Below are 19,117 nucleotides of genomic sequence, written 5' to 3'. Positions count from 1 at the left end.
AGAAACGATTCCGGACGGCGGTCCCCGAACCCGCCGAACCCCCCTGCGTGCACCCCGTGACCCCCGCTGTACGGTCATGGGGTGTACCGCTTCCTGTTGTCCCGGCAGTGGGTGATCCTCACCCTGATCGCCCTCGTCCTCGTCCCGACGATGATCGAGCTGGGCTTCTGGCAGTTCCACCGGCACGAACGCCGGGTCGCCCAGAACGCCCTGATCGAGGACAGCATCAGCGCGGCGCCGGTACCGGTCGAGGAGCTCACCTCCCCCGGCCACACCGTCCCGCGCAGCGACTACTGGCGCCCGGTCACCGCCACCGGCACCTTCGACACCGCCCACGAGGTGGTCGTCCGCCGCCGCACCTCCTCCGACGACCGGATCGGCGTGCACGTCCTGACCCCGCTGGTCCTGCGGGACGGGAAGGTCCTGATCGTCAACCGGGGCTGGGTGCCGGCCGCCGCCGACCAGCACTCCTACCCCCAGGTGCCGCCCGTCCCGAAGGGCGAGGTCACGATCACCGGCCGCCTCAAGGCGGACGAGACGACCGACGCCAGCGGCATCAAGGACCTCAAGGGCCTGCCCGACCGCCAGGTCATGCTGATCGACAGCCGGCAGCAGGCCGAGCTCATCGGCCGCGAGGTCCTCGGCGGCTACGTCGAGCAGACCGGGCCCGCCGCCGACTCCCCCGAGCGGATCCCCGAGCCCGACCACGACTCGATCGGCGCCCACATGGCGTACGCCGTGCAGTGGTGGCTCTTCGCGGCCGGCGTGCCCGTCGGCTGGGTGATCCTGGTGCGCCGCGAGAAGCGCGACCGGGAGGCCGCCGCCGCGCCCGGGGCCGCCGGGACGCCGGAACCGGACACCGCGGAGACCCCGGCCACACCGTCGCGCTGATTGACCGCCGCCGCTTCCGGGAAAAGCCCGAGCGTGACGCAACACATCGACGACTACGCCCTCATCGGCGATCTCCAGACCGCCGCGCTCGTCGGCCGCGACGGGTCGGTCGACTGGCTGTGTCTGCCCCGGTTCGACTCGGCCGCCTGCTTCGCCGCCGTCCTGGGCGACGAGGAGAACGGGCACTGGCGGATCGCCCCCAAGGGCGCCACGACCTGCACCTCCCGCCGCTACGCCGAGGACTCCCTCGTCCTGGAGACCTACTGGGAGACCCGTACCGGCACCGTCAAGGTCATCGACTTCATGCCGCAGCGGGACGTCTGCCCCGACGTGATGCGGATCGTCGAGGGGATCAGCGGCAGCGTCGAGATGGACGCCGTCCTGCGGCTGCGCTTCGACTACGGCTCGATCGTGCCCTGGATGCGCAGGGCGGACGGGCACCGGGTGGCGGTCGCCGGGCCCGACGCGGTCTGGCTGCGCAGCGAACCGCAGGTGAAGACCTGGGGCCAGCAGTTCTCCACCTGCTCCTCCTTCACCGTCGCCGCCGGCGAGAAGGTGGCCTTCGTGCTGACCTGGCACCCCTCGCACGAGCCGCGCCCGGACCTGATCGACCCCTTCGAGGCCCTGGAGCAGTCGCTCGCGGACTGGCGGGAGTGGGCGGCCCGCTGCACCTACCGGGGGCCCCACCGGGAGGCGGTGCTGCGCTCCCTGATCACCCTGAAGGCGCTCACCTACGCCCCCACCGGCGGGATCGTCGCCGCCCCGACCACCTCCCTGCCGGAGGAGGTCGGCGGCGTGCGGAACTGGGACTACCGCTCCTGCTGGCTGCGCGACTCCTCCCTGACCCTCGGCGCGCTGCTCGCCGCCGGGTACGTGGAGGAGGCCGCCGCCTGGCGGGACTGGCTGCTGCGCTCGGTCGCGGGCGACCCGGCCGACCTCCAGATCATGTACGGCCCGGCCGGGGAGCGGCGGCTGCCCGAGACGACGCTGCCGTGGCTGCGGGGGTACGCCGACTCGGCGCCGGTGCGGACCGGGAACGCGGCCGTGGACCAGTTCCAGCTCGACGTGTACGGCGAGGTCATGGACTCGCTCAACCGGGCGCGGGAGGCCGGGATCCCGGCGGAGCGGCACGCCTGGAACCTCCAGCTGAGCCTGCTGGGCTTCCTGGAGGCGGTCTGGCGGGAGCCCGACGAGGGGCTGTGGGAGGTGCGCGGGCCGCGCCGCCACTTCACCCACTCGAAGGTGATGGCCTGGGTGGCCGCCGACCGGGCCGTGCGCACCCTGGAGGCCGACCCGTCGCTGCCGGGGGACGCGGCCCGGTGGCGGGCCATGCGGGACGACATCCACGCACAGGTGTGCGACAAGGCGTACGACCCCGTGCGGAACACCTTCACCCAGTCGTACGGCTCGCGGGAGCTGGACGCCGCCACCCTGCTCATCCCGCAGGTGGGCTTCCTGCCGCCGGACGACCCCCGGGTGGTGGGCACGGTGGACGCGGTCATGGCGGAGCTGATGCACGACGGCTACGTGCGCCGCTACAGCGCCGAGTCGACGGCGGTGGACGGCCTGCCGGGGCAGGAGGGGACCTTCCTGGTCTGCTCGTTCTGGCTGGCGGACGCCCTGCGGACGACCGGGCGGCCTCAGGAGGCGCGGGTGCTCTTCGAGCGGCTCGTCGCGCTCGGCAACGACGTGGGGCTGCTCGCGGAGGAGTACGACCCGGCGACCGGCCGCCAGCTCGGCAACTTCCCGCAGGCCTTCAGCCACATCGGCCTGGTGGGCACGGCGTTCGCGCTGGCAGCGGAGGATCCCGACCCGGCAGGATAGGGCCATGGATCTTGGACTGAAGGACCGTGTGTACGTGGTGACCGGCGCGACGCGGGGGCTCGGCCGGGCCTCGGCGGAGGCGCTGCTCGCGGAGGGCGCCAAGGTGCTGGTGACCGGGCGCGAGGAGAAGACGGTCGCCGAGGCCGTGGAGGCGCTGGGGCCGGGCGCGGCCGGGATCGCGGCCGACAACACCGACCCGGGGACCCCGGCCCGGCTGATCGCGGAGGCGCGGGCCCGGTTCGGCGGCTTCGACGGCATCCTGATCAGCGTCGGCGGCCCGGCGCCGGGCTTCGCGGCGGACAACACCGACGAGCAGTGGGCCGCCGCCTTCGACACCGTCTTCCTGGGGGCGGTGCGGCTGGCCCGCGCGGCGGCCGAGACGCTGGGCGAGGGCGGGGTGATCGGCTTCGTCCTGTCCGGCTCGGTCCACGAGCCGATCGCCGGCCTGACCCTCTCCAACGGGCTGCGCCCGGGGCTGGCCGGCTTCGCCAAGTCCCTGGCCAACGACCTGGGGCCGCGCGGGGTGCGGGTGATCGGGCTCCTGCCGAGCCGGATCGACACGGACCGGGTGCGCTCCCTGGACGCGCTCTCCGGGGACGCGGACGCGGCCCGCGCGGCGAACGAGGCGACGATCCCGCTGCGCCGGTACGGCACGCCGGAGGAGTTCGGGCGGACGGCGGCCTTCCTGCTGTCGCCGGCCGCCTCGTACCTGACCGGTCTGATGCTGCCGGTGGACGGCGGGGCCCGCGGCGGCTTCTGAGCCGCCGTCGCGCGAAAGCGCCCACCGGGAGCGACCCGGTGGGCGCTTTCGCGCGCCGTCCTCAGGTGACCCGGCGGGCGCTGTGCTTGACCGCGCGCAGCCGCGCCTCGGCGGGCAGGGACGACAGGCCCGTCGCGGTGCGGGCGTGGGCGAGGGCCCGGTCGTTGAGGCCGGTGAGGGCGTCGGCCGGGGAGGCGTGCGGCTCCAGCTGGAACCTCACCCGGGCGCGGGGGGCGGCGCGGCGGCCGGTGAGGGAGACCCGGGCCTGGGCCACGCCGTCCTGTGCGGCGGCGTCCGCCTCCAGGACGTCCTCCAGGGCGCGCCCGCGCAGGACCGCCTCCTCGCCGTCGCCGGTGTCGACGACGACCTCGGCGAGCCTGGCCCGGCGGAACTGGGCGATCAGCCACCAGAGGGCGAGGAGGACGATCACCCCGAGGACGGCGATGACCACCGGCCACCACCAGCCCTCGTCCCGCCAGCGCTGCCGGTCGGCGGTGGTGAGCAGGACGTCGGAGGGGCCCGACCAGGGCCACCAGGACGGTACGTCGAGGCCGGTCGCGGCGGCGAGGACGGAGCCGCCGAGGAGGACGAGGATCAGCCCGGCGAGGCCGAGCAGGACGCGGTTGACGCGCCGGAGGACGACGGTCACCGGACGGTCCTTTCGTGACGGGGACCGGGCCCCCGGGGCTTGGGCGTCATCGGCTCATCCCTTCTCGGGCGGCCGGGCCACCCGCACCTTCTGCGCGGGCGGGCGGGCGAGACCGAGGTCGCGGATGCCGGCGGCGAGCGCCTCCTCCAGGTCGGTACGGACCTCGTCGAGGTCCCGGAAGTGCGAGACCGCCCGGACGGCGGCCTTGGAGCGGCGGACGCGCACCTTCGCGGACTGCACGCCGGAGACCTCCATGGCGCGGTCCCGCAGGATGAGGGCCGCGGCCTTGCGGTCGAGTCCGGCCCGTACGTCGGGGTGGTCCCGGCGCATGGGGAGGACGGAGCGCAGTCCGGGGGTGAGGGCGAGGAGCAGGAGCCAGAGGCCGAGGAGGGCCGCGAGGGACGCGCCGGCGAGGACCCACGTGGAGTCGAGGGGCCGGGTCGCGAGACCGTCGGCGACCTCCTTGCGCCAGGCCATGGCCGACTGGTCGGCCCGTACGGCCGCCACGTCGTAGAGGAGCAGCCCGGCGCCGCCGAGGACGACGGCCGCGACCAGGGCCGCGGGGACGCGCCGCACCGACCAGAAGCGGGGGGCACGGGCCGCGGGAGCGGGCGCGGGGCCGGGCTCGTCCTCCGGGGCGGAGGGAGGAGCCTGTTCCGGGGTGGTGGTCATGAGAGGCGGCCCCTCGGTGTGTCGTCGCGGGTGAGCGCGGAGTGGAGGCGCTCCACGTGGACGGACACCTCGTGGACCTCCAGGCCCACGAGGTGTTCCACCCGGCCGCGGACCCGGCTCCGGACGGCGCCGCACTGGCGGCGGACGTCGGAGGGGTAGTCGAGTTCGAGGCTCACCGAGACCCGGGCGACGTCCCTGTGGACGTCGACCGAGGCGTGGGGCTTCGATCCGCCCTTCGGGACGCCGTCCAGCGCCTCCCTGGCCGCCTGGGCGGCGATCTTCGCGACGACCCGGTCGGCGATGTCGGTCGCTCCCCGGTCGCGCACCGGGTCCCGTGCCGTGTCCTCCGCAGGGGCCGCTGCCAGCTCGGTCGCCACTCCGCGTCACCGCCGCCGGTCGCCGCGTTCGCGTCCCCGGAACAGATCGCGGGGTTCGAGATCTCCTTCGAGGAAACGACCGGCCACGAAGCCGACCACCCCGAGGGCCGCGATCAACAGAAACGCTCCGAAGCCGCCGAAGTATCCGGCGAAGCCGAGAGCCATGCCGGCCAGCAGGCCGACCACCGCCATGCTCATACGAGTCCCTTTCCTGGCCTTGTCACCGGCTCCGGGCGCCGGAGTTCCGGCGTCTACTGGAGACGGCGCTGGTCGTCGTCGCCGCCGTCGTCGTCGTCCTCCTCGTCGGGCAGCTTGACGTCGCTGACCGCGATGTTGACCTCGACGACCTCGAGACCGGTCATCCGCTCCACGGCGGAGATGACGTTCTCCCTGACGTCACCCGTGACCTCGGAGATGGGATAGCCGTACTCGATGACGATCTCCAGGTCGAGCGCGGTCTGCACCTCGCCGACCTCGGCCTTCACCCCTCGGGTGACGTTCGACTTGCTGCTGCCCCCGGGGACCCGGTCGCGTACGGCGCCGAAGGTGCGGGAGAGGCCGCTGCCCATGTCGTGGACGCCGTCGACGTCACGCGTGGCAAGGCCGGCGATCTTCTCCACGACGCCGTCGGCGATGGTCGTCTTGCCCCGGGTGGCGGCGGATCCGCTCCGCTTGGCCAAGGGAGAGCGACGCGACTCGTCGGTCGGGGAGCCGCCGGAGTGAGTGGTGTCCGTCATCTGTTTCGCCCCTTCTGGGTTATTTCGGGGTTCTCCGCTCAGATTAAGGGCGTTTCCTGCAAACTGCTCCGCCAATGCGGCAGTCTGGGGGAATGACGACGACCGAGGGTTGGACGGCGGCGGTCCGCGACCGCCTCGCACCGGGCAGGCTGCTGCCGCTGGGAGCGGCGGAGGACGGCGCCTGGATCACGGAACGGGCGGTACGGCAGGCCCTCGACCGGACCGCCACGGCGGTGCGGGGAGTGGTGCCGGGCAGGCTCCGGGTCGGGCTGGACCCCGAAGGGGAGCAGGGCCCGGAGCCGCTGCCGGTGCCGCCGGGCGGCCTGCCACCGGGACCGCTGCGGATCACCGCGGACTTCCGCGCGGTGACGGGCCGACCGCTGCCGGAGCTGACCGAGGAACTGCGGACGGCCCTGCTCGGGGCGGCGGACGGGCTCGGGCTCGCGGTGACCACCGCGGACCTGCGGGTGACGGAGCTGCTCGACGCGGCGCCGGAGGAGGAGCCGGCCGCTCCCCCGCCGGGGCGGCCGTCCCCGGCGACGGACGATCCGGTGGCCCTGGCGGTGCTGCGGGTCGAGGGGGTGGCGGGGGTGACGGACGCGCTGGGGCCGCCCGTGCGCCGGAGCGGGGACGCGCTGCGGGTCGAGCTGGCCGTGACGGCCGGCCGCCGTCCGCTGGACGTGGCCCGCGCCGCCCGGAGCGCCGCGACCGCGGCCGCCGGCGGGGCGACCGCGGTCACGGTACTGGTGTCGGAGCTGCGCTGAGGCGGCCCTCCGGTGCCGGAGGGCCGTCCGGGATCAGTCGCCGAGGCCCGCGAGGTCGCGCAGGCGGCGGCCCTGGGCGGCGCGCTCGGCGACGCGCTGCTCCTCGTAGGAGCGGCCGGAGACGCCCTGGAGGAGCGCCTTGGTCTCGTTGACCGCGTCGCGGGGCGCCGCGAGCAGGGCGGCGGTGAGGTCCCGTACGGCCGCGTCGAGCTGGTCGGCGGGCACGGCGAGGTTGGCGAGGCCGGTGCGCTCGGCCTCGTCGGCGTGCACGAAGCGTCCGGTGGCGCAGATCTCCAGGGCGCGGGCGTAGCCCACGAGGGAGACGAGGGGGTGCGTGCCGGTGAGGTCGGGGACGAGGCCCAGGCTGGTCTCGCGCATGGCGAACTGCACGTCCTCGGCGACGACCCGCAGGTCGCAGGCGAGGGCGAGCTGGAAGCCCGCGCCGATGGCGTGCCCCTGGACGGCCGCGATCGACACGAGGTCGCCGCGGCGCCACCAGGTGAACGCCTCCTGGTACTCGGCGATGACGGCGTCGAGGTCCTCGTCGGACCCCCGCGCCATGTCGAGGAAGGAAGGCTCGCCGTCGAAGCCCTCGGGCGTGAACGCCTGCCGGTCGAGCCCGGCGGAGAAGGACTTGCCCTCGCCGCGCAGGACCACGACCCGCACGCTGCCCGGCAACGACCGCCCGGCTTCCGTCAACGCCCGCCACAGAGCGGGAGACTGGGCGTTGCGCTTCGCCGGATTGGTCAAGGTCACCGTGGCAACGGCGTCCTCGACGGTGAGCCGTACACCGTCCTTGTCGAATACGAGCTCAGAGTCGTCGAGCGTAGTCATGGGGCGCCTCCGGTTCCGGTGCAGCACTGCATCCGATGCTAAGTGACTGCACAGTAACCACACGGCCGGCCGCAGGGCCGACCGGGTGGCCACCGGGAGACCCGGTGGCCCGGTCGGGCCGCCCCTGTGTCAGGCCGAGGCCGCCTTCTTGCCCCGGGTCGCCCCGCCGCGTCCGCGCAGCGTGACTCCGGACTCGCTGAGCATCCGGTGGACGAATCCGTAGGAGCGGCCGGTTTCCTCGGCCAGCGCCCGGATGCTCGCACCGGAGTCGTACTTCTTCTTCAGGTCTGCCGCGAGCTTGTCGCGCGCGGCGCCGGTCACCCGGCTGCCCTTCTTCAGAGTCTCGGCCACCCGTGCCTCCTCATGGGAAGTGCGCTCTGGACTTCTCATGATCACCCCTCCCGTCCGTCCTGGCCACCCATTCGACAAGGTCCGTGCCGCTTCGTTGGTGGACGAGTACGGCTTCGCCACGACCGGAACCACTTATTCCGGTCTCCGGGAAAGACGTCCCCGTACCGGGCGGAACGGGAAGTACCAGGTCAGCGGGGGGCCGGGGACACACGTGCGGCGCGGGTCTGCCGGAAGGATTCAGCAGAGCACCGCGCCGACGGGTACGAGACGTCCTCACTCAGATGAAGGATCACCCATGAGCCGAATGATCCAGCCCCGAGTGATCGTTTCGGGGCCGGGAGGGATCCCCTGGGGCCTCCGCGGGCCCCCGGCGGGTCAGGCCAGGGCCACCAGGTCCGCGTAGTCCGCGCCCCACAGGTCCTCGACGCCGTCCGGGAGCAGGATGATCCGCTCCGGGTCGAGCGCCTCCACGGCCCCCTCGTCGTGGGTGACGAGGACGACGGCGCCCTTGTACGTGCGCAGCGCGCCGAGGATCTCCTCGCGGCTGGCCGGGTCCAGGTTGTTGGTGGGCTCGTCGAGGAGCAGCACGTTCGCCGAGGAGACGACCAGGGTCGCCAGGGCGAGCCGGGTCTTCTCGCCGCCGGAGAGCACCCCGGCCGGCTTGTCGACGTCGTCGCCGGAGAAGAGGAACGAGCCCAGCGTCTTGCGCACGTCGACGAGGTCGAGGTCGGGCGCGGCCGAGCGCATGTTCTCCAGGACGGTCCGGTCCGGGTCGAGCGTCTCGTGCTCCTGGGCGTAGTAGCCGAGCTTCAGGCCGTGGCCCGGGGTGACCTCGCCGGTGTCGGGCTGCTCGACCCCGCCGAGCAGGCGCAGCAGGGTCGTCTTGCCGGCGCCGTTGAGGCCGAGGATGACGACGCGCGAGCCCTTGTCGATGGCGAGGCTCACATCGGTGAAGATCTCCAGCGAGCCGTACGACTTGGAGAGCCCCTCGGCCGTCAGCGGGGTCCTGCCGCAGGGCGCGGGCTCGGGGAAGCGCAGCTTGGCGACCTTGTCGGAGGCGCGCACCGCCTCCAGGCCGGAGAGCAGCCGCTCGGCGCGCTTGGCCATGTTCTGCGCGGCGACGGTCTTGGTGGCCTTGGCGCGCATCTTGTCGGCCTGCGAGTTGAGCGCGGCGGCCTTCTTCTCGGCGTTCTGGCGCTCGCGCTTGCGGCGCTTCTCGTCGGCCTCGCGCTGCTGCTGGTAGAGCTTCCAGCCCATGTTGTAGACGTCGATCACGGAGCGGTTGGCGTCCAGGTAGAAGACCTTGTTGACCACGGTCTCGACCAGGTCGACGTCGTGGGAGATGACGATGAATCCGCCGCGGTAGGTCTTCAGGTAGTCGCGCAGCCAGATGATCGAGTCGGCGTCGAGGTGGTTGGTGGGCTCGTCGAGGAGGAGCGTGTCGGCGTCCGAGAAGAGGATCCGGGCGAGCTCGACGCGGCGGCGCTGACCGCCGGAGAGGGTGTGCAGCGGCTGGCCCATGACCCGGTCGGGCAGGCCGAGGGCGGCGGCGATGGTGGAGGCCTCGGCCTCGGCCGCGTAACCGCCCTTGGTGAGGAACTCGGTCTCCTGGCGCTCGTACTGGCGCAGGGCCTTGTCGCGGGTGGCGCCGCTGCCGGTGGCGATGCGCTCCTCGTTCATCCGCATCTTCTTGAGGAGGGTGTCCAGGCCCCGGGCGGAGAGGATGCGGTCGCGGGCCAGGACGTCGAGGTCGCCGGTGCGCGGGTCCTGCGGGAGGTAGCCGACCTCGCCGGAGCGGGCGATGGTGCCGCCGGCGGGCTGGCCCTCGCCGGCCAGGCACTTGGTGAGGGTGGTCTTGCCCGCTCCGTTGCGGCCGACCAGGCCGATGCGGTCGCCCTTGGCGACGCGGAAGGAAGCGGACTCGATGAGGACACGGGCGCCGGCGCGCAGCTCGATGCCGGAAGCGGTGATCACGGACAGACTCCAGGGCGGTGGGGATACGGCGGAAGGACGGGGTGGAGGGCTTCGACGCCGCTAATGCACGGGGAGAATGGCCATACGGCCAGTCTAACGGGCCCCTGCAAATGGTTTTCGGCCATACGGGGCGCGGAGCGCCTCCGTCCGGGCCTCCCCCGCCCGCCGCTCCCACCGGCGCTTCGCAAAAGGAGCGCCGGGTACACGGGCGTCCGATACTCGGCGCAGGGCGGCGGTCACTGCCCGGCGGACAGCGGAGGGTGGTGGACCGTGCAGTTCGACGACGACGCCGATCTGGACACCTCGGAGGTCAGTGACTCCCGGGGCGGCCGGATCCCGGGCGGCGGGGCGACCATCGGCGGCGGGATCATCGGTTTCGTCGCGCTGGTCCTGGGGCTGTTCTTCGGGGTGGGCCCCGACCAGCTGGGACTCTCGGACGGCGGCGACCAGCCGGCCGCGACCTCGTCCTCGGCGACACGGGTGGACCAGGTCTGCAAGAAGGGCTCGGACGCCAACACGCGCGACGACTGCCGGATCGTCGCCGTCGTCAACAGCGTGCAGGACTACTGGCGGAGCGAGTACGAGCGCCGGGGCGGGACCTACGGCACCGCCACCACCGAGCTCTTCACCCAGCGGGTCGGGACCGCGTGCGGCACGGCGACCTCGGCGGTGGGGCCGTTCTACTGCCCGGGCGACCGGCAGGTCTACCTGGACCTGGGGTTCTTCGAGGAGCTGCGCACCAAGTTCGGGGCGAGCGGCGGACCCTTCGCCCAGGCGTACGTGGTGGCGCACGAGTACGGCCACCACGTCCAGAACCTGATGGGGACCCTGGGCCGCGCCCAGGACGGCCGGACCGGCGCGGACTCCAACGCGGTGCGGGTCGAGCTCCAGGCCGACTGCTACGCGGGCGTGTGGGCGCGGCACGCGACGACCACACCCGACGAGAAGACCGGCCGGCTGCTGCTGACGAAGCTCACCGACCAGGACATCCGGGACGGCCTGGACGCGGCGGCCGCGGTGGGCGACGACCGGATCCAGGAGAGGTTCCAGGGCCGGGTGACGCCGGAGAGCTGGACCCACGGCTCGGCGGCGCAGCGGCAGCAGTGGTTCTACCGGGGGTACGAGACGGGCGACATGGCCCGGTGCGACACCTTCCGCTGAGTTGTCGGTGGCGGCTGTGAGAATGAGACCTGGATCACACGTGGCCGAATTCGAGAGGACGTGGTCGGGATGACCGGGGCACCCCACATCTGTCCGACGCTGCTGTACGAGGACGCGAAGGCGGCGGTCGAGCTCCTCACGGAGGGCTTCGGCTTCACCGCGACCGGCGTGTACGAGGGCGAGGACGGGCGCGTCGCGCACGCCGAGCTGTCCTTCGGGAACGGCGTCGTGATGCTGGGCAGCAAGGGCACCGGGAGCGCGTTCGACGGGGCGATGGCGGGCGCCGGCCCCGCGGGCGTCTTCGTGCACGTGGACGACGTGGACGAGCACCACGCGCGGGCGGTCGCCCACGGGGTGGAGATCGTGGTGCCGCCCACGGACCAGGAGTACGGCGCCCGGGACTACATCGCCCGGGACGCCGAGGGCAACGTCTGGACCTTCGGGACGTACGTCCCCGGCGCCGCGGAGTAGCCGGGCGCCGGGGTCTCCCCCGGTCCTCCGGCGCCGTGCGTCACGCTCCCCCGGTGTGGACCTGGAAGGCGGCCCTGCGGACCGCCTTGGCCAGGGCCGGGTCCGGGTGGGCGGCGGCGAGGGCGACCAGGACCTGGACGGTACGGGGGTGGCCGACGGCCCTGATCTCGTCGAGCAGCGCGGGGACGGTGCCCTGCACGGCCGAGTCGAGGTGGCGGACGAGCAGCGCGCTCTCGCCGTGGTCGGCGACGGCCGCGGCGGTGTCCACCCAGAGCCAGGTGGCCTCCTCCCGGGTCAGCACCTCCTGGGCGTCGTCGGGGTCGGCGCCCTCGTACTCCGCGAGCCAGAGCAGCGCGTACGGGCGGAGCGAGGGCTCGGCGACGGTGGCCCGGACCTCGGCCTCGGCGGGGGCGCCGACGACCCGGAGCGCCTCGAAGGCGAGACCGCGCAGCAGGGCGTCCTCGCCGCGGGCGACGGCGAGGAGTTCGGCCACGGCGCTGGAGAGGGTGCGGGCCGCGAGCCAGGCGCGGTACTCGTCGCGGGCCGGGCCGGGGGTGAGCCGGGCGCAGCCGCGGAGCATGTCCCCGGCGGACTGCTCGATGTTGCCCGCGGGGCTCTGCGCGGCGACGCAGATCTGCTCCAGCTTGACCCACACGGCCCAGTTGCCGAGCGGGGTCAGGGTGGCGTGGCGCTCGCCGGCGCCGAAGTCCAGGGTGAGCGCGCCGACGGCGGCCAGGCCCTCCAGGGCCCAGTCGAGGAGGGCGGGCAGCCCGTCGACGCCGCCCTCGGCGGGCGCCTCGGGGGCCTGTTCGGGCGCGGGGACCTCGCAGCGCTCCCCGCGGAGCTCCTCGACCCGCTGGCCGAGGAGGTCGAGGAGGGCCGGGACGAGGACCGGGCCCTGAGAGAGCTGGAGCAGCGAGAGCACCTGCGGGAGGGCCTCGACGACCTCGGCGACGGCGCTCGGGGCGACGCCCTCGGGGGCCGGGTGCACCAGGGACCAGGCGTCGAAGAGGGCGACCCAGCCGCGCAGCACGGCGGAGTCGTCGCGGTCCCAGGCGTGCAGCCGCCAGCCGGGGCGGGCGGTGTCGCCGTGCAGCTCGACGAGTCCGGCGAGCCGGGCGCGGTCCCAGCCGGCCCGGACCTGGCCGGGCGTCAGGTCGAGCGCGGCGGCGGCCCGTTCCTGCGGGGGGACGGCGCCGGGGCCGGTGCGGGGGGCCGTCCGGGCGCCGCCCTCGACGGCGGCCCAGCGGGCGATCCGTACGGCGTCGGCGAGGACGTGCCGGGCCTGGCGGGCGAGTTCCGCGCGGGGCGGAGTGCCCTCGGGCGGCCGCGGCGCCGGCCGGGTGCGCCGGGTCGTCACGGCCCGGCGGGCGGTGGCCAGCGACCGTGGGCGGACGAGTCGGAGTCTGGAGTTGCGCGCCAATGGTTCATCGGGCTTTCGAGACGTCACGGGAGCAGTCTTCCCGCTGACGGCCCGAAAGCCCAATCGGAACCGGCCGCGCCGTCGGAACGGGGCCCGCGGAGGGCCCGCGAAGGGCCCGCGAAGACCGTACGGAGGCCTCGCGGAGGCTTCGGGCAGACCGGGCGCGGAGACCCTCCGGGCGGACGCTCCCGGGCGGTGCGGAGAAGGCGCCGGGCGGGTGCCGGGGAGGCGCCGGGCGGGTGCCGGACGGAGAGGCCCCGGGCCGGTGCGGAGAAGGCCTCGGGCCGGTGTCGGGCGGAGAGGCCCCGGCTGGTGCGGGGAAGGCCCCGGACGGTGCGGGGAAGGCCCCCGGACGGTGCGGGAGAGGTCTGGGGCCGGTGTCGGAGAGGCGCCCGAGCGGTGCCGGGGAAGCCCCCGGAGCAGGGGGCTCAGAGCAGGGGGACGAGGAAGCGGCGCAGGGACTCCTCGTAGCGGACCGGGTCCGGGTTCCACATCGCCGCGTGCGGGGCGTCCCGGACGGTCCGGAGGCTGATCAGGTCGGGGCGGCGGGCGGCGAGTTCGACGGAGGGCTCCCAGGGGGCGATCGCGTCCTCGGGGCCGTGGAAGAGGAGGACCGGTGCGCGCAGGGCGCCGGGGGCCGAGGCGAGCTGGAGGAGGTCGCCGTGCGGGCCGGTCCTGCCCCGGGCCGCGCGGACGGCGAGCGGCATCAGGAACCCGGGGACGTGCCGGGCCGACGCCAGGTTGCGGAGGGTGACCTCCCAGTCCAGGACCGGGGAGTCGAGGACGAGGCCGGCGATCCGGTCGCGCACCCCCGACGCGGCGGCGGCGCGCAGGGCCATCGACGCCCCGGGCCCCCAGCCGTGCAGGACGACCTTCCGGGCGCCGCGGCGGACGGCGTAGCGGAGGGCGGCGTCGACGTCGCGCCACTCGGAGTCGCCGAGGTGGGCGAGGCCGTCCGGGGAGGGCGGCGCGCCCTCGTCGCCCCGGTAGGCGGGGACGAGGACGGGCATCCGGTGCCGGTGGTAGAAGGGGACGACGTTGAGCGGGTGCTCGCGGGTGGTGCCGAGGCCGTGCAGGGCGATCACCCAGGTGGTGCGCGGCGCGGGCACGAGCCAGGCGGGCAGGGTGCCGAGTTCGCCCGGGATCTCCACGTCCTCGTGGTCGAGCCCGAGGGCGCTCGTGGGCGTGCCCCGGTGGAGCGCGGGGGTGAGCCGGACGCGGGCGCCGGGCCCGGGGGCGCCGAGCTCGACCCGTTCCAGGCGCCGGACGGCGGTGTCGGCGGTGTGCGGGGCCCGGTCGAGGACGGGGCCGAGGACGGCGTGCAGTCCGTGGCCCTCCATGCCGTACGTGCCGGGGCGCAGCGAGGCGAGGCTGCGGGTGAGGGTGATCCGGTCGGGGCCCGTGGCGTGCACGGTCAGTCTCGGATCGCCGGGCAGGGGGCGTACGGACGACGCCTTGAGGGCGAGGTCGCTGGCGTACCGGCCGGCCGCGACCGCGGCCGCGCCGGCACCGAGCAGGGTGGTGACGGCCGCTGCCGTCGCTGTAGCCGGGCGCACACCCCCAGTGTCCGCAGGACGGGACCGGGGTGCCACCGGAAGGTCCGGAGGGGTGCGTTCCGGGGCCCGGGGGCGTCCCCCGGGAGAGTGACGTGGCTCTCCTCGGCGGGGTCCCCCGGTCGGGTGGTCCGGTCCGGGGAGCGGAACGGGGCGGCGGGGGAGGAACCGGGACGGGTCGCCGAGGCCTTGCGGGGCCCGGATTACCCGGGGTCGCAGGGTGACCGCATCGTGGACGGCGTCGCTCGCGGACCCCTCCGGAGGGTCAAGCGGAATCTCTTGACACCGGTTAGGGACACCACGCCGCCCGCCCCAGTTCATCTTCCGTTCACCCAGGTTGCTTACGTTCGACCAGCCACTGACGTCGAACGATTGCCTGGGTAAATGGAACACATCACGCTGCTGCTCGCCATTGTGGTCGTGACAGCTCTCGTGTTCGATTTCACGAACGGTTTCCACGACACCGCCAACGCGATGGCCACGACCATCTCGACCGGTGCGCTCAAGCCCAAGACGGCGGTGGCCATGTCCGCCGTGCTCAACCTCGTCGGCGCGTTCCTGTCCGTGGAGGTCGCCAAGACGATCTCCGGCGGGATCATCAACGAAGAGGGCATCCGCACAGAGGTGATCTTCGCCGCGTTGGTCGGCGCCATCCTGTGGAACCTGCTGACCTGGCTGCTCGGACTCCCGTCCAGCTCCTCCCACGCGCTCTTCGGCGGCCTCATCGGCGCCGCGGTCATGTCGGCCGGCTGGTCGGCCGTGAACGGCTCCACCATCGTCACCAAGGTCCTCATCCCGGCCGTCGCCGCGCCGCTCGTCGCCGGCCTCGCCGCGATGGCCGCCACCAAGCTGACGTACAAGATCAAGGCGAACCCCGAGGCGAAGGCCACGGCCAAGGGCTACCGGGCCGGCCAGATCGCCTCCGCCGGTCTCGTCTCCCTCGCCCACGGCACCAACGACGCCCAGAAGACGATGGGCATCATCACCCTCGCCCTGGTCACCCAGGGCGTCGTCGCCCCCGGCTCGAACCCGCCCCTCTGGGTCGTCGTCTCCGCCGGCGTCGCGATCGCGCTCGGCACCTACCTCGGCGGCTGGCGCATCATCCGCACCATGGGCCGGGGCCTCACCGACCTCCAGCCGCAGCAGGGCTTCGCCGCCCAGACCAGCGCCGCGACGGTCATCCTGGCCTCCTCGCACCTCGGCTTCTCCCTCTCCACCACCCAGTCCTGCTCGGGTGCCGTGATGGGCGCCGGCCTCGGCCGCAAGGGCGGAGTCGTCCGCTGGTCGACCGCGACCCGGATGTTCGTCGCCTGGGGCCTGACCCTGCCCGCCGCGGGCCTGGTCGGCGCCGGCGCCGAGTTCCTCACCAAGCAGGGCCCCTGGGGCATCGCCGCCGTCGCGGTCCTGCTCGTGACCGGCTCGGCGGTCATCTGGGCGCTCTCCCGCCGCAAGCCGGTCGACCACCACAACGTCACGGCCGACGACCTCGACGCCTCCGACGCCGAGCCCGCGGGCGTGGTGACCACCGCCATCGCGGCCGTCACCCCGCCGCCGGCCGGCTCCGTGGCCGCCGTCACCGACGAGGACCTCAAGGCGACCATCCCCGCCCCGGCCCCCACCGACCCGACCGCTCCCCCGGCCCCGGCCGCGAAGGTCTAAGGAAAGAACCACATGAAGATCGACTGGGCAGCCCTCGGCTCCGTCTTCGGCGTCAGCCTCGTGGCAACCGTCGCCCTGGTGGGCCTCTTCACCCTCGGCATCGTCGGCCTCACCAAGCAGGAGGAGGCCGTGGCCCGGGGAGGCTCCGCCGCCCTGGCCCGCACCGGCGCCTACGCCTGCTTCGGGCTGTGCCTGGCGGCCGTGGCGTACGGCATCTACCTGATCGTCGTCTGACGGTCCCCGCTCCACCGGCCGGGCGGTCCGCACCTTCGGGTGCGGGCCGCCCGGCCCTTTCCTGTGGTGCTCCGCACAGTGCGCCGCCGCAGGTCAAGGCTGGGTTGACGCCCGTTCTCGGGGCGTGGTGGACTGCCGAGGCCATTACGGCGGCAGCAGAGGAAGTCCGGTGCGAATCCGGCGCGGTCCCGCCACTGTGACCGGATCCGAGGGTCCGGGAGTCAGGAACTCTCGCCGCCGGTCACGTCGATCCAGGGCGCGGACCCTGAGTGAGGACATAGCGCCATGCCCGGCCGCAGCAGAGCCACCGGTGTCTTCGCGTACGGAGCGGCCGCGGGCCTCGCCGTCGACCTGCTCCTCGGCGACCCCCGCCGGGGCCACCCCGTCGCCGCGTTCGGCCGGGCCGCCGCCGCCGTCGAGCGGCGCCTCCACCACGACCACCGCGGCTGGGGCGCCCTGCACACCGCCGTCTGCGCCGGTTCCACCGCCGCCCTCGGCGCCCTCGCCGCCCGGACCGTGCGGAACCGGCCGGCCGCCGCCGTCGCGCTGACCGCCGCCTCCGTGTGGGCCGTCGTCGGCGGGACGACCCTGGGCCGTGAGGCCCGCGCGATCGGCGGGGCGCTGGCCGCCGGGGACCTGGAGGTGGCCCGCGAGCGGCTGCCCCACCTGTGCGGGCGCGACCCGCAGTCCCTGGACGGTCCCGCGATGGCCCGCGCGGTCGTCGAGTCGGTCGCCGAGAACACCTCGGACGCCGTGGTCGGCGCCCTGTTCTGGGGCGCGGTCGCGGGCGTGCCGGGGCTCGTCGGCTTCCGGGCCGTCAACACCCTGGACGCGATGGTCGGCCACAGGTCGCCCCGGTACCGCCGCTTCGGCTGGGCCTCGGCCCGCCTCGACGACCTGGCCGGCTGGCCGGGCGCGCGCCTGACAGCCGCGCTCGCGACCGTCGCCGGCGGGAACCCGCGCGGGGCCGTACGGGCCTGGCGGGCGGACGCGTCGAAGCACCCGAGCCCCAACGCGGGCCCGGTCGAGGCCTCCTTCGCGGGCGCGTTGGGCGTACGGCTCGGGGGCACCCTCTCGTACGGCGGGCGCGTCGAGCACCGGCCGGTCCTGAACGGGGAGGGGCGGGCCGTCGAGGTGGCGGACATCGAGCGGGCGGTGGCGCTCTCGCGCCGGGTGACCGCGCTGACCCTGGCCGCCTGCGTGGGCGGCCGTCTGATCGCCGGCGCGGTGAAGCGCGGGAAGCGGAGGAGCGCATGAAGGGCGGGAGGGGCGGGGGGCTGCTGGTCGCCGGGACCACGTCCGACGCGGGCAAGAGCGTCGTGACGGCCGGGATCTGCCGGTGGCTGGTCCGCGAGGGCCTGAAGGTGGCGCCGTTCAAGGGGCAGAACATGTCCCTCAACTCCTTCGTCACGCGCGAGGGCGCCGAGATAGGCCGGGCCCAGGCCATGCAGGCGCAGGCCGCCCGGGTCGAGCCGACCGCGCTGATGAACCCGGTGCTGCTCAAGCCGGGCGGCGACCGCTCCAGCCAGGTCGTCCTGATGGGGAAGCCGGTGGGCGAGATGAGCGCCAAGGGCTACCACGGTGGGCGGCAGAAGGAGCTGTTCGAGCCCGTCATGGCGTGCCTGGAGGAGCTGCGGAGCACGTACGACGCGGTGATCTGCGAGGGCGCGGGCAGCCCGGCCGAGATCAACCTGCGGCGCACCGACATCGTGAACATGGGCGTGGCGCGGGCCGCCGGGCTGCCCGTGGTGGTGGTCGGGGACATCGACCGGGGCGGGGTCTTCGCCCAGTTCTTCGGCACGACGGCGCTGCTGTCCCCCGAGGACCAGTCGCTCGTCGCCGGATACCTGGTGAACAAGTTCCGGGGCGACGTGAGCCTGCTCGAACCCGGGCTCGACATGCTGTACGGCCTGACCGGGCGCCGGACCTTCGGCGTCCTGCCGTACGCGCACGGCCTAGGCATCGACGAGGAGGACGGCCTGCGGGTCTCCCTGCGCGGCACCGTCAGGGAGTCGGTGGTGGCGCCGCCGGTCGGCGCGGACGTGCTGCGGGTCGCCGTCTGCGCCGTCCCCCTGATGTCCAACTTCACGGACGTGGACGCGCTCGCGGCCGAGCCGGGCGTGGTCGTCCGGTTCGTGGACCGCCCCGAGGAGCTGGTCGACGCGGACCTGGTGGTCGTGCCGGGCACGCGCGGCACCGTGAAGGCGCTCGCCTGGCTGCGGGAGCGCGGCCTCGCGGACGCCCTGGCCCGGCGCGCGGCCGAGGGCCGCCCGGTGCTCGGCATCTGCGGCGGCTTCCAGGCCCTGGGCGAGCGGATCGAGGACGAGGTCGAGTCGAAGGCCGGTGTGGTCGACGGGCTCGGACTCCTTCCCGTACGGGTGCGGTTCGGGGTCGAGAAGACCCTGGCCCGGCCGGTCGGCGAGGCGCTCGGCGAGCGGGTCGAGGGGTACGAGATCCACCACGGCGTCGCGGACGTGCGGGGTGGCGAACCGTTCCTGGACGGGTGCCGGGTCGGCTCCGTGTGGGGCACCCACTGGCACGGCTCCCTGGAGAGCGACGGCTTCCGGCGGGCGTTCCTGCGGGAGGTCGCGGCGGCGGCCGGGCGCCGGTTCGTCCCGGCCCCGGACACGTCGTTCGGCGCCCTGCGCGAGGAGCAGCTCGACCGGCTCGGCGACCTGATCGAGGAGCACGCGGACACGGACGCGCTGCTGCGGCTGATCGAGGAGGGCGCCCCGGCGGGGCTGCCGTTCGTGCCGCCGGGGGCGCCGTGAACGGGCCCGCCG

20 protein-coding genes and 1 riboswitch are annotated in these 19,117 nt (G+C 74.4%); of the genes, 10 read left to right on the top strand and 10 right to left on the bottom strand.

The features are described 5' to 3' along the window. Positions 1–81 precede the first annotated feature (81 nt). Genes ACWGSR_RS11925 through ACWGSR_RS11915 form a run of 3 tightly spaced genes read left to right on the top strand, consistent with a single transcriptional unit; the run spans position 82 to position 3,475 of the window. Complete coding sequence (locus ACWGSR_RS11925; protein WP_453565726.1) at positions 82–891, top strand: SURF1 family cytochrome oxidase biogenesis protein; 810 nt, start codon at positions 82–84, stop codon at positions 889–891. Positions 892–924: 33 nt separating this feature from the next. Further along, positions 925–2,715 (top strand): glycoside hydrolase family 15 protein, encoded by a 1,791-nt coding sequence (locus ACWGSR_RS11920; protein WP_376246217.1) that lies wholly within the window; start codon positions 925–927, stop codon positions 2,713–2,715. Positions 2,716–2,719: 4 nt separating this feature from the next. After that, on the top strand, positions 2,720–3,475 hold the full coding sequence (locus ACWGSR_RS11915) for an SDR family oxidoreductase (RefSeq protein WP_376246219.1): 756 nt from the start codon (positions 2,720–2,722) through the stop codon (positions 3,473–3,475). Positions 3,476–3,536: 61 nt separating this feature from the next. On the opposite strand, the gene amaP is transcribed toward ACWGSR_RS11915, so the two are convergent. The 5 genes from amaP to ACWGSR_RS11890 are packed head-to-tail and all read right to left on the bottom strand — an operon-like array spanning position 3,537 to position 5,910. After that, on the bottom strand, positions 3,537–4,124 hold the full coding sequence (amaP, locus tag ACWGSR_RS11910; protein WP_376244563.1) for an alkaline shock response membrane anchor protein AmaP: 588 nt from the start codon (positions 4,122–4,124) through the stop codon (positions 3,537–3,539). A gap of 54 nt (positions 4,125–4,178) precedes the next feature. Beyond that, on the bottom strand, positions 4,179–4,796 hold the full coding sequence (locus tag ACWGSR_RS11905) for a DUF6286 domain-containing protein (protein WP_376244560.1): 618 nt from the start codon (positions 4,794–4,796) through the stop codon (positions 4,179–4,181). Further along, positions 4,793–5,173, bottom strand: a complete 381-nt coding sequence (locus ACWGSR_RS11900; RefSeq protein ID WP_453565721.1) for an Asp23/Gls24 family envelope stress response protein — start codon at positions 5,171–5,173, stop codon at positions 4,793–4,795. Before ACWGSR_RS11900 ends, ACWGSR_RS11905 begins: the two co-directional genes overlap by 4 nt. Before the next feature lie 6 nt (positions 5,174–5,179). Beyond that, the gene (locus tag ACWGSR_RS11895) at positions 5,180–5,371 is read right to left on the bottom strand and encodes a hypothetical protein (protein WP_365550133.1); all 192 of its coding nucleotides are present in this window, start codon (positions 5,369–5,371) and stop codon (positions 5,180–5,182) included. Positions 5,372–5,424: 53 nt separating this feature from the next. Beyond that, entirely contained in the window at positions 5,425–5,910 is a 486-nt protein-coding gene (locus tag ACWGSR_RS11890; RefSeq protein ID WP_376244553.1) for an Asp23/Gls24 family envelope stress response protein, read from the bottom strand. Positions 5,911–6,002: 92 nt separating this feature from the next. On the opposite strand from ACWGSR_RS11890, the gene ACWGSR_RS11885 reads away from it, so the two are divergent. After that, complete coding sequence (locus tag ACWGSR_RS11885) at positions 6,003–6,674, top strand: hypothetical protein (protein WP_376244548.1); 672 nt, start codon at positions 6,003–6,005, stop codon at positions 6,672–6,674. Between the two features lie 33 nt (positions 6,675–6,707). On the opposite strand, the gene ACWGSR_RS11880 is transcribed toward ACWGSR_RS11885, so the two are convergent. The 3 genes from ACWGSR_RS11880 to ACWGSR_RS11870 form a co-directional block, all read right to left on the bottom strand. Further along, positions 6,708–7,508, bottom strand: a complete 801-nt coding sequence (locus ACWGSR_RS11880; protein WP_453565717.1) for an enoyl-CoA hydratase/isomerase family protein — start codon at positions 7,506–7,508, stop codon at positions 6,708–6,710. Positions 7,509–7,637: 129 nt separating this feature from the next. After that, the gene (locus ACWGSR_RS11875; RefSeq protein ID WP_006123601.1) at positions 7,638–7,859 is read right to left on the bottom strand and encodes a helix-turn-helix domain-containing protein; all 222 of its coding nucleotides are present in this window, start codon (positions 7,857–7,859) and stop codon (positions 7,638–7,640) included. 375 nt (positions 7,860–8,234) lie between these two features. Then, on the bottom strand, positions 8,235–9,833 hold the full coding sequence (locus tag ACWGSR_RS11870) for an ABC-F family ATP-binding cassette domain-containing protein (RefSeq protein WP_376244543.1): 1,599 nt from the start codon (positions 9,831–9,833) through the stop codon (positions 8,235–8,237). A gap of 270 nt (positions 9,834–10,103) precedes the next feature. On the opposite strand from ACWGSR_RS11870, the gene ypfJ reads away from it, so the two are divergent. Then, entirely contained in the window at positions 10,104–10,994 is an 891-nt protein-coding gene (gene ypfJ, locus ACWGSR_RS11865; RefSeq protein WP_376244540.1) for a KPN_02809 family neutral zinc metallopeptidase, read from the top strand. Positions 10,995–11,063: 69 nt separating this feature from the next. Beyond that, positions 11,064–11,465, top strand: coding sequence for a VOC family protein (locus ACWGSR_RS11860; RefSeq protein WP_453565713.1), 402 nt, complete (start codon positions 11,064–11,066; stop codon positions 11,463–11,465). A 40-nt stretch (positions 11,466–11,505) separates the two neighbouring features. On the opposite strand, the gene ACWGSR_RS11855 is transcribed toward ACWGSR_RS11860, so the two are convergent. Both ACWGSR_RS11855 and ACWGSR_RS11850 read right to left on the bottom strand, forming a co-directional pair. Continuing rightward, positions 11,506–12,915, bottom strand: coding sequence for a hypothetical protein (locus tag ACWGSR_RS11855; protein WP_453565711.1), 1,410 nt, complete (start codon positions 12,913–12,915; stop codon positions 11,506–11,508). Positions 12,916–13,316: 401 nt separating this feature from the next. Further along, entirely contained in the window at positions 13,317–14,444 is a 1,128-nt protein-coding gene (locus ACWGSR_RS11850; RefSeq protein ID WP_453565708.1) for an alpha/beta hydrolase, read from the bottom strand. A 381-nt stretch (positions 14,445–14,825) separates the two neighbouring features. Between ACWGSR_RS11850 and ACWGSR_RS11845 the strand changes: the two genes are divergently transcribed. From ACWGSR_RS11845 to ACWGSR_RS11830, 4 genes are all read left to right on the top strand, one after another. Continuing rightward, positions 14,826–16,100: an inorganic phosphate transporter gene (locus tag ACWGSR_RS11845; protein ID WP_376244529.1), complete on the top strand. Its 1,275-nt coding sequence runs from the start codon at positions 14,826–14,828 to the stop codon at positions 16,098–16,100. Positions 16,101–16,112: 12 nt separating this feature from the next. Next, complete coding sequence (locus tag ACWGSR_RS11840; protein WP_366376819.1) at positions 16,113–16,334, top strand: hypothetical protein; 222 nt, start codon at positions 16,113–16,115, stop codon at positions 16,332–16,334. Between the two features lie 111 nt (positions 16,335–16,445). Continuing rightward, a riboswitch (cobalamin riboswitch) is annotated at positions 16,446–16,587 on the top strand. A 32-nt stretch (positions 16,588–16,619) separates the two neighbouring features. Next, entirely contained in the window at positions 16,620–17,591 is a 972-nt protein-coding gene (locus ACWGSR_RS11835) for a cobalamin biosynthesis protein (RefSeq protein ID WP_453565705.1), read from the top strand. After that, positions 17,588–19,105 carry a cobyric acid synthase gene (locus ACWGSR_RS11830; protein WP_453565702.1) on the top strand — a complete coding sequence of 506 codons (1,518 nt, stop codon included), beginning with the start codon at positions 17,588–17,590 and terminating at the stop codon, positions 19,103–19,105. The genes ACWGSR_RS11835 and ACWGSR_RS11830 overlap by 4 nt, the downstream gene beginning before the upstream one ends. Positions 19,106–19,117 lie beyond the last annotated feature (12 nt).

It is taken from the genome of Streptomyces sp. NPDC055632 (assembly GCF_053618675.1).
This window is presented reverse-complemented; position numbering and strand designations above follow the sequence as displayed.